The 14,515-nt window shown below is 66.8% G+C and carries 16 protein-coding genes; 8 read left to right on the plus strand and 8 right to left on the minus strand.

The features are described from left to right. Positions 1-28 precede the first annotated feature (28 nt). From gatB to rpsU, 5 genes are all read right to left on the minus strand, one after another. Positions 29-1,525, minus strand: coding sequence for an Asp-tRNA(Asn)/Glu-tRNA(Gln) amidotransferase subunit GatB (gatB, locus tag SCA01S_RS09675; RefSeq protein ID WP_062785147.1), 1,497 nt, complete (start codon positions 1,523-1,525; stop codon positions 29-31). 1 nt (position 1,526) lies between these two features. Beyond that, positions 1,527-3,011, minus strand: coding sequence for an Asp-tRNA(Asn)/Glu-tRNA(Gln) amidotransferase subunit GatA (gatA, locus tag SCA01S_RS09680; RefSeq protein ID WP_062785234.1), 1,485 nt, complete (start codon positions 3,009-3,011; stop codon positions 1,527-1,529). Positions 3,012-3,184: 173 nt separating this feature from the next. After that, positions 3,185-3,487, minus strand: coding sequence for an Asp-tRNA(Asn)/Glu-tRNA(Gln) amidotransferase subunit GatC (gene gatC / locus SCA01S_RS09685; protein ID WP_022674991.1), 303 nt, complete (start codon positions 3,485-3,487; stop codon positions 3,185-3,187). 121 nt (positions 3,488-3,608) lie between these two features. Beyond that, positions 3,609-4,193, minus strand: a complete 585-nt coding sequence (locus tag SCA01S_RS09690) for an FKBP-type peptidyl-prolyl cis-trans isomerase (RefSeq protein ID WP_022674990.1) — start codon at positions 4,191-4,193, stop codon at positions 3,609-3,611. 206 nt (positions 4,194-4,399) lie between these two features. After that, on the minus strand, positions 4,400-4,606 hold the full coding sequence (rpsU, locus tag SCA01S_RS09695) for a 30S ribosomal protein S21 (protein WP_011446475.1): 207 nt from the start codon (positions 4,604-4,606) through the stop codon (positions 4,400-4,402). A 186-nt stretch (positions 4,607-4,792) separates the two neighbouring features. Between rpsU and SCA01S_RS09700 the strand changes: the two genes are divergently transcribed. The 7 genes from SCA01S_RS09700 (at position 4,793) to SCA01S_RS09730 (ending at position 10,903) form a co-directional block, all read left to right on the plus strand. Beyond that, positions 4,793-6,184, plus strand: coding sequence for an RluA family pseudouridine synthase (locus SCA01S_RS09700; protein ID WP_062785236.1), 1,392 nt, complete (start codon positions 4,793-4,795; stop codon positions 6,182-6,184). Then, entirely contained in the window at positions 6,181-6,843 is a 663-nt protein-coding gene (locus tag SCA01S_RS09705) for an HAD-IA family hydrolase (protein WP_062785149.1), read from the plus strand. The genes SCA01S_RS09700 and SCA01S_RS09705 overlap by 4 nt, the downstream gene beginning before the upstream one ends. Before the next feature lie 4 nt (positions 6,844-6,847). Continuing rightward, entirely contained in the window at positions 6,848-7,063 is a 216-nt protein-coding gene (locus SCA01S_RS09710; RefSeq protein ID WP_062785151.1) for a hypothetical protein, read from the plus strand. Then, entirely contained in the window at positions 7,060-7,749 is a 690-nt protein-coding gene (locus tag SCA01S_RS09715; protein WP_062785153.1) for an ATP12 family chaperone protein, read from the plus strand. Before SCA01S_RS09710 ends, SCA01S_RS09715 begins: the two co-directional genes overlap by 4 nt. A 93-nt stretch (positions 7,750-7,842) precedes the next feature. Beyond that, positions 7,843-8,409, plus strand: a complete 567-nt coding sequence (def, locus tag SCA01S_RS09720) for a peptide deformylase (protein ID WP_028657624.1) — start codon at positions 7,843-7,845, stop codon at positions 8,407-8,409. Between the two features lie 95 nt (positions 8,410-8,504). Next, the gene (locus SCA01S_RS09725) at positions 8,505-10,049 is read left to right on the plus strand and encodes a DNA recombination protein RmuC (protein WP_062785155.1); all 1,545 of its coding nucleotides are present in this window, start codon (positions 8,505-8,507) and stop codon (positions 10,047-10,049) included. A gap of 41 nt (positions 10,050-10,090) precedes the next feature. Next, positions 10,091-10,903, plus strand: a complete 813-nt coding sequence (locus SCA01S_RS09730) for a hypothetical protein (RefSeq protein ID WP_157088928.1) — start codon at positions 10,091-10,093, stop codon at positions 10,901-10,903. 308 nt (positions 10,904-11,211) lie between these two features. Here SCA01S_RS09730 and SCA01S_RS09735 read toward each other — a convergent pair whose 3' ends face one another. From SCA01S_RS09735 to SCA01S_RS09745, 3 genes are read right to left on the minus strand one after another with little or no spacing between them, the layout of a single operon-like run. Then, on the minus strand, positions 11,212-11,544 hold the full coding sequence (locus SCA01S_RS09735; protein WP_022677954.1) for a 2Fe-2S iron-sulfur cluster-binding protein: 333 nt from the start codon (positions 11,542-11,544) through the stop codon (positions 11,212-11,214). 5 nt (positions 11,545-11,549) lie between these two features. Then, on the minus strand, positions 11,550-12,635 hold the full coding sequence (locus SCA01S_RS09740) for a cysteine desulfurase family protein (protein WP_062785159.1): 1,086 nt from the start codon (positions 12,633-12,635) through the stop codon (positions 11,550-11,552). Continuing rightward, positions 12,632-13,663, minus strand: a complete 1,032-nt coding sequence (locus SCA01S_RS09745) for a cysteine desulfurase family protein (protein ID WP_062785161.1) — start codon at positions 13,661-13,663, stop codon at positions 12,632-12,634. The genes SCA01S_RS09740 and SCA01S_RS09745 overlap by 4 nt, the downstream gene beginning before the upstream one ends. 146 nt (positions 13,664-13,809) lie before the next feature. Here SCA01S_RS09745 and SCA01S_RS09750 point away from each other — a divergent pair, with 146 nt between their 5' ends. Beyond that, complete coding sequence (locus SCA01S_RS09750; RefSeq protein WP_022677177.1) at positions 13,810-14,466, plus strand: alpha/beta hydrolase; 657 nt, start codon at positions 13,810-13,812, stop codon at positions 14,464-14,466. The last annotated feature ends 49 nt before the right edge of the window (positions 14,467-14,515 follow it).

Here is a 14,515-nt window from a genome sequence, read left to right on the forward strand (position 1 = left end):
GCGGTGCGAAGACCGCAGGGCGCGTCCCTCACCCCAGCTTGGCCTTCAGCACCTGGTTGACCAACTGCGGATTGCCCTTGCCGGCCATGGCTTTCATCGTCTGGCCCACGAAGAAGCCGAACAGGGCTTCCTTGCCACCACGGTACTGTTCCACCTTGTCGGCGTTCGCGGCCAGCACGGCATCCACTGCCGCTTCGATCGCGCCGGTATCGGTCGTCTGCTTGAGGCCTTCGCGTTCGACGATGGCAGCCGCGCCGTCGCCGGTTTCCAGCATCTTTTCCAGCACCTGCTTGGCGATCGAGCCGGAGATCGTGCCATCGCCGATCAGGGCCAGAAGTTCCGCTGCGCTCGTCGGCGAAACCGGGCTGTCTTCCAGGCCCTTGCCCAGCTTGTTAAGCGCGCCGAACAGCTCGCTGGTCAGCCAGTTGGCAGCCTGCTTGGCCACGGCGGCTTCGTCCTTGCCCTGCTTGGCAGCGCTCGCCGTGATCAGGGTTTCGAACCAGGCGGCCGTATCCACGTCTGCCGTCAGCACGGCCGCGTTATAGGCCGAAAGGCCCAGCACATCGGTATAGCGCGTGCGCTTGGCATCGGGCAGTTCGGGCAAAGACGCGCGGCATTCATCCAGGAATGCCTGGTCCAGCACCAGCGGCAGCAGATCGGGATCGGGGAAATAGCGATAGTCGTGCGCGTCTTCCTTGCTGCGCATCGACCGCGTGGTGCCCGTGCCCGGATCGAACAGGCGGGTTTCCTGCACGATCTTGCCACCGGCTTCCAGCACGTCGACCTGGCGGCTCGCCTCGTGCTCGATCGCGGCCATGACGAAGCGCACCGAGTTGACGTTCTTGGTTTCGGTGCGCGTGCCCAGCGGCTCGCCCGCGCGGCGCACCGAGACGTTGACGTCGGCCCGCATCGAGCCCTGGTCCATGTTGCCATCGCATGAGCCGACATAGCGCAGGATCTGGCGCAGCTTGGTCAGGTATGCCCCGGCCTCGGCCGGCGACGTCATATCAGGCCGGCTGACGATTTCCATCAGCGCCACGCCCGAGCGGTTGAGATCGACGTAGGACATCGTCGGATGCTGATCATGCATCAGCTTGCCCGCGTCCTGCTCCACGTGGATGCGCTCGATACCGATGACCTTGGTGCCGGCATCGGGGTTCTTGTCATCCAGCGCGATCTCGATCGACCCTTCGCCCACCAGCGGGTGGTAGAGCTGGCTGATCTGATAGCCCTGCGGCAGATCGGCATAGAAGTAGTTCTTGCGATCGAACCGCGACCAGGTGTTGATCTGCGCGTCGATCGCCATGCCGGTGCGCACCGCCTGGCGGATGCACTCGCGGTTGGGCACGGGCAGCATGCCCGGCATCGCCGCATCGACCAGGCTGACCTGGGTGTTGGGTTCAGCGCCGAACGCGGTGGCAGAGCCCGAAAAGAGCTTGGCCTGCGTGGTGATCTGGGCGTGAACCTCCAGCCCGATGACCACTTCCCACTCGCCCGTGGCGCCCTGGATACGATAGCTGCTCATCTTACCACCACTTACCCGGCTTAGCCGAAAACTGTGCGCGCTGTTCAAGCGCAAGGCTGGCGTTCAGCACGCCCTGTTCATCGAGCGGACGGCCAATGACATGCAGCCCCAGCGGCAACCCATCGCGCGACAGGCCGGCCGGAACCGACATGGCCGGAAGACCGGCAAGGCTGGCTGGCACCGAGAACACGTCGTTGAGATACATCTCGACCGGATCGGTGCTCTTCTGCCCCAGCGCAAAGGCCGCAGACGGCGCGGTGGGCGTCAGGATCACGTCCACCGTCTCGAACGCCTTGGCGAAATCCTGCGCGATCAGGGCGCGGACCTTCTGCGCCTGGGTGTAATAGGCGTCATAGAACCCGGCCGAGAGCACATAGGTGCCGATCAGGATGCGGCGCTTCACCTCGTCGCCGAAACCGGCAGCGCGGGTGGCGGCGTACATCTCTTGCAGGTTGGCGCCATCAGGCAGATCGCGCAGGCCGTAGCGCACGCCATCATAGCGGGCGAGGTTCGAGGAAGCCTCGGCCGGGGCAATGATGTAATAGGTGGGCAGCGCGTACTTGGTATGCGGCAGCGAGATATCGACGATTTCCGCGCCGGCATCCTTGAGCCAGGCGATGCCATCTTCCCAGCTCTTGGCGACATCGGCATCGAGGCCATCGACGCGGTATTCGCGCGGAATGCCCACCTTCTTGCCGCGCATGTCGGCATTGAGGCCCGCTTCCCATGCCGGCACAGCCAGATCGAGGCTGGTCGAATCCTTGGGATCGAACCCGGCCATGGCTTCGAGCATGATCGCGCAGTCGCGCACGTCGCGCGCCATCGGCCCGGCCTGGTCGAGCGAGGAGGCAAACGCCACCACACCCCAGCGCGAGCAGCGGCCATAGGTCGGCTTGATGCCGGAAATGCCGGTGAAGGCGGCGGGCTGGCGGATCGAGCCGCCGGTGTCGGTGCCCGTGGCCGCCGGCGCAATGCGCGCGGCAACTGCGGCTGACGAACCGCCCGAAGAACCACCCGGCGCCAGCGGCGTGGTATCGTCCCCCTTGCGCCAGGGCGAGATCACGTTGCCAAAACCGCTGGTCTCGTTCGACGAGCCCATGGCGAACTGATCGAGGTTGAGCTTGCCCAGCATGCCGGCACCAGCATCCCACAGCTTCTGCGAGACGGTGCTTTCGTACGGCGGGACAAAGCCTTCGAGGATCTTGCTGGCGGCCGTGGTCTGCACGCCCTTGGTGGCAAACAGATCCTTCATGCCGATCGGCACGCCGGCCATCTTGCCCAGCGGCTGCCCGGCGGCACGCGCCGCGTCCACCTTGCCCGCCGCGGCAAGCGCCGCATCCGGGGTGGTGACGATAAAGGCATTGAGCGCGCCCTGCGCCGCTTCGACCGCGGCGTTGAAGGCACTGGCCACTTCCGTGGCGGTGAAAGCGCCACTCGCCACCCCATCACGGAGCGCGGCAACGCCAAGTTCGGTAAGGTCAGTCATCCGTTCGGACCGATTGTTGCGCATGAACCGATCGGGGTTCGTGCGTGGGAAACTGGAAGGCGGTACTGCGCCTGCCCTTCGACAAGCTCAGGGCGAACGGGGGATTGATCCAAAACCCACATCCGTTCGTACTGAGCCTGTCGAAGCACGGCCAGCGCAAGGCCAGCCAAGAATTACTCGATCACCTTGGGCACGCCGAAGAAGCCATGCTCGGCCACCGGGGCATTGGCCAGCACGGCATCGCGGATGTCGCCGCCGGTCAGCGGATCGGCGTTTACCACGTCATCGCGCAGGCGCAGCGTATTGGGGATCACGGCCGTCATCGGGGTTACCCCGGTCACGTCGACTTCGCCCAATTGCTCAACCCAGGCGAGGATGCCGTTCAATTCGGGCACCATCGCTTCAAGCTGGGCCTCACTCACCTTGATGCGCGCAAGACTGGCGATCTTCGCCACGTCGGCGGTATTCACGGACATGCCGTCCCTTTCGTGCAGGGTTTGCCAAAAACAAGAACACCGCGCGCTACCATCGCGCGCGGTGTCCTTCAAGCCGCTGGGGCAAGCCACGGGGCCGACAGCCCCCTGGCATAAAGCCGGATCAGTTGGCGGGCACCACCGGGGCTGCCGCCGGATCACCCGCTGCGCCACCAGCCGCACCGGCCGCGCCGCGCGCCTGCATCTGCTGCTGCAGCGCCTGCATCGCGGCCTGCTGGCGCTGCAGTTCGGCCATGGAGCGGAACTCGATCAGCTCGACCTCGAACACCAGGTCGCTGTTGGCGGGAATGGCGACACTGCCATCGCGGCCCGGCATGGCCTGGCTGCCATAGGCCAGCGCGGCCGGAATCTCGAGGCGATACTTGCCGCCCACCTTCATCTGTTGCAGGCCCTGGGCAAAGCCGGGGATCACGCCTTGCAGCGGCATCGCGGCGTTTTCGCCACGGTCGAATTCCTTGCCGGTGCTGGCGATGCGGCCAACATAGTTGATCAGCGCCACGTCAGACGTGGTGGGAGACTTGCCCGTGCCTTCCTTGAGCGCGATCACGCGCACTTCGCTGAAGTGCACCGGGCGCGCCGCCCAGGCCAGGCCGATGCCCACCAGCACGGCAACGATCACGCCGAGCCAAACCTTGGCGAGCGAGCCCTTGGCAACGGGCTGCAACGGAACGCGGGTGATTTCCGACATTGGTTTCCCTCTGGGGTTTCCCTCTGGATTTTCCCTGATCAGGCAGCGCCCAAAGGAACGGCCGCCCGGCCGGTGCCTGCCCGTCGATTCGAGCCGGGATGCTCGACCCAACGAAAAGGGCGCCGTGATTCACGGCGCCCTCTTGGCCCAGCACAGGGCCTATCGCAAGTGCTCAATGTGACGGATAGTCCCGCCACGATTGAAGCTTACTTCGCGCCGTCGCGCTCCTGGCGCTTGCGCTCAAGCTTGCGGGCGCGACGCACAGCGGCGGCCTTTTCGCGAGCGCGCTTTTCCGACGGCTTTTCAAAGTGACGACGCAGCTTCATTTCGCGATAGACACCTTCGCGCTGAAGCTTCTTCTTCAGGGCACGAAGAGCTTGATCAACATTGTTGTCGCGAACGAGAATCTGCATAAACCGACATACCTCAACAGCTTCGGGCGAGAGCCCGCGGCCGCGCGGGGGTCACCAGATACCAGGAACACAAAGCGTGCCGAATCCGATCAGGACCGGCTCGAACCGGGCGCCCAATAGTGATTCTGCCGGCGAAAGGCAAGCAATGTCGTGCAATTTGCGGGCAAAGGCCTTATGGGCGCGACCATGACCTCTTCAAAAGCCTCTAATGGCAAAGCTTCGAATGGCAAAGCCGCCGGCAATGCAGATGCCGTGCGCCAGTTCACAGTTCGCCCTGATGACAACGATGTGCGGCTGGACCGCTGGTTCAAACGCAACCTCCCCGAGGTGAGCTTTGCCATGGTGTCGCGCTGGGCGCGCACCGGCCAGATTCGCGTTGATGGCAAGCGCGCCGATGTCGACACCCGCCTGATCGCCGGGCAGTCCCTGCGCGTGCCCCCGGCGGGCGGCCCACTGCCGCTGGCCGGCGGCGGCAAGGGCGGCCGCGTGCGCAAGCCGCTGACCGAAGAACAGCTCCACCTGGCCGAAGACATCGTGCTGGAACAGGATCGCGCCGCGATCGTGATCAACAAGCCGCCGGGCCTGGCCACCCAGGGCGGCAGCGGCACTTACGAGCATGTCGATGGCCTGCTCGATGCCTATGCCGGCGATGGCGATCCACGCCCGCGCCTGGTCCACCGGCTCGACAAGGATACCTCGGGCGTGCTGCTGGTGGCGCGCACGCCGGGCAGCGCAGCCTTCTTTTCCAGGCGCTTCTCCGGCCGCACCGCGCGCAAGATCTATTGGGCGCTGGTGATGGGCGTGCCAGATATCCACGATGGCATGATCGAACTGCCGCTGGCCAAGCAGCCGGGCACCGGTGGCGAGAAGATGATGGTCGATGAAACCGAGCACGGCATGCCGGCCCGCACGCGCTATCGTGTGATCGATCGCGCCGGCAACCGCGCCGCCTGGGTGGAACTGCAGCCGTTCACCGGGCGCACCCACCAGCTGCGCGTGCACATGGCCGCGATCGGCCACCCGATCGTGGGCGATGGCAAGTATGGCGGCCAGGGCGCGTTCCTGTCGGGCAGCATCAGCCGCAAGCTGCACCTGCATGCCCGCCGCCTGCGCATCGAGCATCCCGAAGGCGATCTGCTGGACGTGACCGCGCCGCTGCCCGAGCACTTTTCCAAGAGCCTGGAACAACTCGGCTTCACCGAAACCGAAGGCGATCTGCCGCTCGAAGCGCCGGTGCTGGTCGAACCCAAGACCCTGGAAAAGCGCGCCGCCAAGGCCCACGCCAAGCAATACCGCAAGGAGCGCCGGGGCGAGCGCCGCAAGCGCATCGATGGCCCGGCAACCACCGGCGCGCGCAAGCCCACTGGCCAGCGCGCCCGCGTGGCCGGCGCCGCTGCGGGCAAGGCGCCCGCAAAGGCTGGCGCGAAACCTGGGGCAAAGCCTGGAGCGAAACCGGGGGCCAAGCCTGCCACGCGCACCACAACTGCCAAGCCCGGCGCCAAGCCAGCCCCGCGCCGCGCCGCGCCCAAGGCCCCTGGCACCAAGGCTCCCGGCCCGCGGAGCCCGGGCAAGCGATGAGCCTGCGCCTCGCCATCTTCGATTGCGACGGCACCCTGGTCGATAGCCAGGCCGATATCGGCGCGGCGATGGACGGGGCGTTTCATGCCATGGGCCTGGTGCCGCCGCCGCGCAGCGAAACCCGGCGCATCGTCGGGCTGTCGCTGGTGGAAGCGATGCGCCGCCTCCATCCGGAAGGTGACGCGCAGGCGCACGACATGCTTACCCAAGCCTACAAGGACACGTTCCGCGCCCGGCGCGAGGCCGGGATGGTGGGCGAGCCACTGTATGACGGCATCGCCGCGCTGGTCGAAGACCTGGCGCGGCGCGGCTGGCTGCTGGGCGTGGCGACCGGCAAGAGCGATAGGGGCCTGGCGCATTGCCTGGCCACGCATGGCCTGTCGCGCCACTTCGTGACACTGCAAACCGCCGATCGCCACCCGTCCAAACCGCATCCCAGCATGATCGAGGCCTGCCTCGATGCCACTGGTGCAGACACCGCGCTGACCGTGATGATCGGCGATACCGCCTATGACATGGCCATGGCCCGCAATGCCGGGGTGCGCGCGATCGGCGTGGACTGGGGCTATCACGAGCGGGCCGAACTGTTCGCTGCCGGCGCCCATGCCGTCGCCGGCACCGTGGCAGAGCTGGCCGAACTGCTCCACGCGGTAGGCTGAGGCGATGCGCGATCCGGCGATGGGGCGCTTTGCCCTGCTGCAACTGCTGCGCCTGGCGGGCACGCTGATCGTGTTGATCGGCGCCATGGTGGCGTCGGGCAATGTGCCGTGGCTGGCGCGCGTGCCGCAATGGGGCGCGTTCGTGCTCGCCTTTGCCGGCCTCACCCTGTTCTTTGGCGCGCCGCGCTGGCTGGCGCGGCGCTGGAAAAGGCCATCATGAAGCGCTTTTATCAAGACGTTACGGTTTCGCCTGAAGATACTGGCTTTCGCGTGTGCCTCGATGGGCGCGGCATCCGCACCCAGGGCGGCCGCCCGCAGATCGTGCCCACCGCCGCTCTCGCCCAGGCCATGGCCGGCGAATGGGCCAACCAGGGCGAGACGATCGACACCGCCGCCTTCGCCTTTCGCGACATGGCCGACTATGCGATCGACGTGGTGGCGCCCGCCCCGGCCGCCGCGCGCGCCGATCTGCTGCCTTATGCCGAGACCGATACGCTGTGCTATCGCGCCGAGCCGGACGAGCCGCTCGCCGCGCGCCAGCGCCTGCTGTGGGAGCCCCTGCTTACCATGGCCGAGGCGCGCTATGGCGTGGCTTTCACGCGCGTGTCCGGCATCATGCACAAGCCCCAGCCCGCGCCGACGCTTGCGGCACTTGCCGCCGCGCTGGAGCAACTTTCGCCCTTTGCCCTGGCTGCCCTGCGCAACACCGCCACGCTGTCGTGCTCGCTGATCATCGGCCTTGCCGCGCTCGATCCCGGCGCAGACGTTGCCGCGCTGTGGGATGCGGCCTGCGTGGAGGAAGACTGGCAGGCAGAGCTGTGGGGCAAGGACGAGATGGCCCAAGCCCGCCGCACCTTGCGCGGGGAAGCCTTTGCCACGGCCGCGCGGTTCGCCCAGCTGCTGTAACGCGGCGCGGCGCCCCGTTGGCACGGCAAAAGCGATCACCCTGATCGAATCGCCTGCCTTGCGCCGGTGCGCCGCTCCGCCTATCTTGGCCCCATGGCTATCCGCGAAATTCTTGAAGTTCCCGATCCGCGCCTCAAGCAGGTCTCGGCTCCGGTGGAAACGTTCGACGACGAACTCCGCACCCTCGTGTCCGACATGTTCGATACGATGTACGATGCCCCCGGCATCGGCCTTGCCGCGATCCAGGTGGGCGTGCCCCTGCGCGTGCTGGTGATCGACCTGCAGCCCGATGACGAGGATGCCGAGCCCGAAGCATGCCACGATCACGGCTGTGGCCACAGCCACCAGCCGGTGCGGCGCGAACCGCGCGTGTTCATCAACCCGGAAATCCTTGATCCTTCCGAAGAGCACACGATCTATCGCGAAGGCTGCCTCTCGGTGCCGGAAATCTATGCCGAAGTGGAACGCCCTTCGCGCATCCGCGCCCGCTGGCAGGATCTTGACGGCACGGTCCACGAGGAAGCGATCGATGGCCTGCTGGCCACCTGCCTGCAGCACGAGATGGACCACCTCGAAGGCATCCTGTTCATTGACCACCTCTCGCGCCTCAAGCGCCAGATGGCGCTCAAGAAGCTGGACAAGCTGCGCAAGGTGGCGTGATCGCCCACGACAGTTGAGGATAAAGCGGCCCGGCACATTGCGTTGCCGGGCTGCTTCGTTTACGTTCCCGCTCTGTTCTTGAGTGGAGGCGGACCTTGGCGGTGGTTTTGGTAATCGTGGCGCTGGTGATCGGCCTGGCCCTGGGCTGGTTCCTGGGTGGACGCCCGGTGGCAGAGGCGCAAGGCCGCGCTACTGCCCGCGAGAACGAAGCGCGCGAGGCGCAAGGCACGATCAAGGCCATGGCCGTGGATCTTGCCACCATGGCCGAACGCGCGCGCCAGGCAGAACAGCTTGGCGCCGAGCGCGATGCCCTGCGCGCCGAGCGTGATGGCCTGGCCACCCACCTTGCCGCCGCCAGCGAGCGCGCGGCCGAGGCCGACGCCCTGCGCGATGCGCTGCACGAGGCCCGCCAATCGCGCGAGGACCTGCGCGCGGAACTGGCGCGGATGAAAGCGGACGCTGCCAATTTTGCCGAGCAGAAGCGCCTGCTGATCGAGGCGCAGGAAGCGCTGCGCCGCGAATTCGAGAACGCCGGCAACAAGGTGCTGGAACGCGCGCAAGAGGCCTTCATGGCCCGCGCGCAGGAGCGCTTTGCCCAGAGCGAGGAAAAGGCCGCGCAATCGCTGCGGGCCCTGCTCGCCCCGGTGGATCAGCGCCTGAAAAGCTATGAAGAGCAGGTCGGCAAGCTGGAAAAGGAACGCGTCGATGCGTTCGGCAACCTCACCGGGCTGATCCAGGCGATGCGCGACGGGCAGGAGCAAGTGCGCGCCGAAGCCGCGCGGCTGGGCAACTCGCTGCGCAATGCCCCCAAGGCGCGCGGCCGCTGGGGCGAACAGCAACTGCGCAACGTGCTGGAACAGTGTGGCCTGGCCGAGCACACCGATTTCGTCACCGAGCATTCGATCGATACCGACGAAGGCCGCCTGCGCCCCGATGCCATCGTGCGCATTCCCGGCAACAAGCTGCTGGTGATCGACGCCAAGGTCTCGCTCAACGCCTATCAGGATGCCTTCGAAGCCGCCGACGATACCGCGCGCGGCGTGGCCCTCGCCGCCCACGTGCAGTCCATGCGCAACCATATTCAGACGCTGGGCGCCAAATCCTATCAAAGTCAGTTCGAAGAAGCGCCCGACTATGTGCTGATGTTCGTCCCGGGCGAACACTTCATCGCCGCCGCGCTGGAACGCGATCCGCAGTTGTGGGACTTCGCCTTCGACCGCCGCGTGCTGCTCGCCTCGCCCACCAACCTCGTCGCGATCTGCCGCACCGTGGCGCAGGTCTGGCGCCAGGATGGCTTGGCCCGCGAGGCGCGCGAGATTGGCCGCATGGGCGGCGAACTGTACGATCGCCTGGCCGTCGCCGCCGATCACCTCAAGCGCGTCGGCTCTGGCCTGGAAAGCGCGGTCACCAACTACAACAAGTTCGTCGGCAGCTTTGAGCGCAACGTGCTTTCGGCCGGACGCCGCCTGCGCGAAAAGCATATCGAGATCGGCAAGCGCGAGGTGGAAGAAGTGCCTTTAGTGGAAACCGCGCCGCGCTATGTCGCTACGGACATTTCCCCAGACATTGCCGAGGACAAAGCCACGGAACTGCCCGCGCCAACCGGCGTTGGCGTTGAAGGGGAAACGGCTGCAGGGTAACGATGGGCATGATGGCACGACAGGCAAACAAGGGCTTGCCCATGCGCAGCGCAGCTTGGACAGTGGCGCTCGCCAGCCTTGCGCTTGCTGCCTGCCAGCGCGAGCCGGCGCCGCAGGAAAGCGCCAGCCCAACGGCAACGCCAAGCGCCAGCGCCACGCCCGAGCCTACCCCCACGCCGCCCGCGCCAAGCCCCAGCCCGACGCTGGCGCTTCCGGTCAAGCCCACGCCCGATGTGCCGCTCACCCCGGCCGATACCGCCTCTGCCCTCCCGGCGATCGCCCTGCCCCCGCGCGACGATTGCGCCGCGCTGCCGGGCTGGAGCGCCTTTGCCACGCGCCTTGCCGCCGCCGTCAAGACGCGCGACGCTGCCGCACTCGCCGCACTTTCATCCCCCGATGTGACGCTCGATTATGGCGGCGGCCATGGCCCGGCCCAACTGCAAAAGCGGTTGGCCGCGCCGGCCGGCGCCGCCATATGGGCCGATCTCGCGCGCATCCTGCCGCTGGGCTGCGCCGTGCAGGGCGATCTGGTGGTCATGCCGTGGTTCTTCTGGAACGTGCCTGATGAGGTCGATCCGGGTATGACGATGCTGGTCACCGGGCAAGGCGTACCACTTCGCGCCAAGCCCAGTGACACGGCGCCAGAAGTCGACCGGCTGGACTGGTCGCTTGTCACCATTGCCACGAGCCCTTCCTACAATCCCGCCGCGCGCTACACCGCCGTGATCACCGGCAAGCCGCAACGCAAGGGCTGGATCGAAACCGCCCGCCTGCGCAGCCTGCTCGCCCGCCGGATCATCGCCGAACGCAAGGGTGATGATTGGCATATCAGCGCGCTGGTGGCGGGGGATTGAGGGGAATATGCCGGGCGCCATCCTATTCAGGCGCTCCGCAAAATCAAATTCGCGCAGAGGCGCTGAGACGCAGAGAAAATCTTATCCTCAGCGCCTCTGCGCCTCTGCGCGAAATTTGCATCAGTATTTGCCAATGTGCACAGCGGGCTCTCTCCCACCGTCACCCTGAACTCGTTTCAGGGTCCAGGCCGCATCCTCACGCTGTGCAACAAACCCGCGAGTAATGAGCGAGCTGGATGCCGAAACAAGTTCGGCATGACAGAGGGGTACTAGAGGCGTCTCGTGGTGCTGCCCCGCTCCGCCTCCGCTCAGCGCGGCTGCATATCCCGCGCCTCTGCCGGTACGCGCACTTCCAGGCCATCCAGCGCGGGGTCAAGCACGATCTGGCAGGCGAGGCGGCTGGTGCGGGTGACGCCAACGGCAAGGTCGAGCATGTCTTCCTCGTCCTCGCTGGCTTGCATCAGGCGGTCGAACCAGTCGGGAGCAACCACGACATGGCAGGTGGAGCAGGCCATCTGACCTTCGCACGTGCCTTCGAGCGGCATGCCGGCGTTCTGGCCCAGTTCCAGCAGGCGTTGCCCTGCCTCGCCCTCGGCCGCCACGCGCTGGCCATCGGCTGTGAGGAAGGTGACGCGAACCATAGGCACTAGACTCCCTGCATCTGCGCCGCCGCATTCAGCACGGCAGCAGCCTCCTTCAGTTCCTCACCCGTGGTATAACGTCCGAAACCGATGCGGATCGCGGTTTTGCTATCCCTGTCGGAAAGTCCCAGGGCGCGCAAGACATGGCTGGGCCTTCCCGAGCCACTGGCGCAGGCCGATCCGGCAGAAAACGCAACATTGCGACATTCTGACAACAGCCTGGCCACATCAAGCCCCGGCTTGCGCAAGTTGAGGTTGCCATGCCAGCGCTGCGTGGCGCTGCCGTTGAGCGTCCATCCGGCAAACAGGCCAAGCGCCTGTTCCCACAGCGTCTCAACATGCTGTCCATCGCTTTTCCACAGGCTGGTGCATAGCGCTGCCGCCGCACCGAACCCCGCGCATAGCGCCGGGCTGAGCGTGCCGGACCGCAAGCCACCTTCCTGCCCGCCGCCATGGACGAGAGGCGCCAGTTCGAGCCCATCGCGCACCCATAGCGCGCCGATGCCCTTGGGCCCGTGCAGCTTGTGCGCCGAAATCGCCACCAGATCGGCCCCTTCGGGCGCAGCCAGCTTGCCCGCGCCCTGCACCGCATCGCACAGGAACAGCGCGCCCATGGCGTGCGCCCGCGCGGCCAGCTCGGCCACGGGCTGCACCGTGCCGATCTCGTTGTTCACCTGCATCACCGCGACCAGGCCGGTGCCGGCGGGAATGGTCACGTCAGGATCGACCAGCCCGGCCCCGTCCACCGGCAGCACGGTGAGCGCGGGATCGTGGAACCGCACCGTGTCGAGCACGGCGGCGTGTTCGATGGCCGACACCGCCAAATGCCGTTTCCCCACGCCCGCGATGGCCAGATTGAGCGCCTCGGTCGCGCCCGAGGTGAAGATCACCCGCCCGCTTGGCGGAAACAGCGCGGCCACTTGCGCGCGGGCCACCTCCACCGCCGCTGCAGCCGCGCGCCCTGGGCGGTGCGGGCTGTGTGGATTGGCAAAGCCGGCGCGCACGTCCTCGGGGCCGGCCAGCCACGGCAACATCGCGGCCCGCGCTTGCGGGGCGAGCGGCGTGGTCGCCTGGTAATCGAGGTAGATCACGCCAGCCCCGCAATCGCGCGCCAGACGGCAACGAAACGGTCCACGGCGTCCACCGTGGTCTCCCGGCCGAGCGAAACGCGAATCACTTCGTTCGGCTGCGCCACGCCCATCGCATCCAGGACGTGGCTGGTGCGCAGCGAGCCGGAAGAACAGGCACTGCCCGCCGAAACGGCCATGCCCATCCCGTCAAACCGGATCAGCTGCGCCGTGGCCGATTTGCCCGGCATGCGATAGGCACCAATCGCGGGCAGGCGCGGCGCATCCGCCGCGATAACCTCGGCACCACTTTCCAGCAGCGCGGTTTCCAGCCGATCGCGCAGCGCCTGCACATCAGCCAGCCACGCATTCCCCGCCTCCAGCGCCGCGGCCATGGCTAGGGCGCCAGGCAGGTTTTCGGTACCGGGTCGATAGCCGCGCTCCTGCCCGCCGGTGGGATGGAGCAGCGCCCAATCGCGCACCAGCAAGGCGCCCACCCCGATCGGCCCGCCAAACTTGTGCGCCGAAATGGCGATCATGTCGGCCTCTGGCAGCGGCAGCTTGCCCGCGCCTTGCGCCGCATCGGCCAGCAAGACGCCGCCGGCATCACGCACCGCCTGGGCCACCGCCGCCAACGGCTGGATCACCCCGGTTTCGTTGTTGACCTGCTGCACCGCCACCAGCCCGGCAAGCGCGCATGAAGCAGGAACGACTTGGCCACGGCCATCGACGGCAAGGCGCGCGGCATCGCCGGCCAGGCGCAGCACCGCCTCGTGCTCAACCGCCGAAACCGCCATCAGCGGCGCCTTCGCCCGGCCGATGGCCAGGGCCAGCGCCTCGCTGGCGCCGCTGGTCAGGACCACCTCGCCCGGCCAGCCCAGCGCGGCCTTGATCCGGTTGCGGGCATCTTCCAGCGCCGCCCGCGCCGCACGGCCGGCGGCATGCGGGCTGGAGGGATTGGCCCAGCGCGCCATCCCCTCCAACAGCGCGTCACGCGCCTGCGGCAGGAGCGGCGTGGTGGCCGCGTGATCGAAATAAAGCGAGAGCGACAACGAGAAATCCCGGAAAAGTTGCGTTTACGGGGTTCGTTTCTATATAGCGACCAGTTCCATGCCCAGCCCCGACCGCGCATTGCCCTTGAAACAGGGTCTTGCACCGCCGGTCTTCAGGGCCAGCCAACAGGTTCATCAGGTCAACGATGCCCGCAGTCATCTTCCCCGGTCCCGAAGGTCGCCTCGAAGGCCGCTTCCAGCCCGCCACGCGCAGCCGCGCGCCTGTCGCCATGATCCTGCATCCCCACCCGCAGGCCGGTGGCACGATGAACGACCGTGTAACCCAGGCGCTGTACAAGACATTCGTGGCGCGCGGCTTTGCCACGCTGCGCTTCAACTTCCGCGGCGTGGGCCGCAGCCAGGGCAGCTTTGACAACGGCGTGGGCGAATTGTCCGATGCCGCTGCAGCGCTCGATTGGGTGCAGTCGATCCATCCCGAAGCTTCGGCTACGTGGATTGCCGGCTATTCGTTCGGCGCATTGATCGGCATGCAGCTCTTGATGCGGCGCCCGGAAATCCGCGGCTTCATCTCGGTCTCGCCGCCGGCCAACATGTATGATTTCAGCTTCCTAGCGCCCTGCCCGGCCTCGGGCATCATCGTGCAAGGGTCTGCCGATACGGTGGTGACGCCCAATGCCGTGCAGAAGCTGGTCGACAAGCTGCGCACGCAAAAGCACATCACGATCCATCACGACGAAATCCCGCGCGCCAACCACTTCTATGAAAACGAGTTGGACGAGATGATGAAGTCGGTGGACAATTACCTCGACTTCCGCCTGTCGCCCGATTGCCCGATCCGCTGATCGGCGCAGGCCTGGCATAAGGAAAGGCCCTGACAGCGCGCGCTGCCGG

The organism is Novosphingobium capsulatum NBRC 12533, from assembly GCF_001598375.1.
GTDB lineage: Bacteria > Pseudomonadota > Alphaproteobacteria > Sphingomonadales > Sphingomonadaceae > Novosphingobium > Novosphingobium capsulatum.

Bases quoted from the DNA above. Each gene is read 5' to 3' on its own strand.
- gatB (WP_062785147.1), bottom strand. From the start codon at position 1,525: ATGAGCAGCTATCGTATCCAGGGCGCCACGGGCGAGTGGGAAGTGGTC.
- gatA (WP_062785234.1), bottom strand. From the start codon at position 3,011: ATGACTGACCTTACCGAACTTGGCGTTGCCGCGCTCCGTGATGGGGTG.
- gatC (WP_022674991.1), bottom strand. From the start codon at position 3,487: ATGTCCGTGAATACCGCCGACGTGGCGAAGATCGCCAGTCTTGCGCGC.
- SCA01S_RS09690 (WP_022674990.1), bottom strand. From the start codon at position 4,193: ATGTCGGAAATCACCCGCGTTCCGTTGCAGCCCGTTGCCAAGGGCTCG.
- rpsU (WP_011446475.1), bottom strand. From the start codon at position 4,606: ATGCAGATTCTCGTTCGCGACAACAATGTTGATCAAGCTCTTCGTGCC.
- SCA01S_RS09700 (WP_062785236.1), top strand. From the start codon at position 4,793: ATGACCTCTTCAAAAGCCTCTAATGGCAAAGCTTCGAATGGCAAAGCC.
- SCA01S_RS09705 (WP_062785149.1), top strand. From the start codon at position 6,181: ATGAGCCTGCGCCTCGCCATCTTCGATTGCGACGGCACCCTGGTCGAT.
- SCA01S_RS09710 (WP_062785151.1), top strand. From the start codon at position 6,848: ATGCGCGATCCGGCGATGGGGCGCTTTGCCCTGCTGCAACTGCTGCGC.
- SCA01S_RS09715 (WP_062785153.1), top strand. From the start codon at position 7,060: ATGAAGCGCTTTTATCAAGACGTTACGGTTTCGCCTGAAGATACTGGC.
- def (WP_028657624.1), top strand. From the start codon at position 7,843: ATGGCTATCCGCGAAATTCTTGAAGTTCCCGATCCGCGCCTCAAGCAG.
- SCA01S_RS09730 (WP_157088928.1), top strand. From the start codon at position 10,091: ATGCGCAGCGCAGCTTGGACAGTGGCGCTCGCCAGCCTTGCGCTTGCT.
- SCA01S_RS09735 (WP_022677954.1), bottom strand. From the start codon at position 11,544: ATGGTTCGCGTCACCTTCCTCACAGCCGATGGCCAGCGCGTGGCGGCC.
- SCA01S_RS09750 (WP_022677177.1), top strand. From the start codon at position 13,810: ATGCCCGCAGTCATCTTCCCCGGTCCCGAAGGTCGCCTCGAAGGCCGC.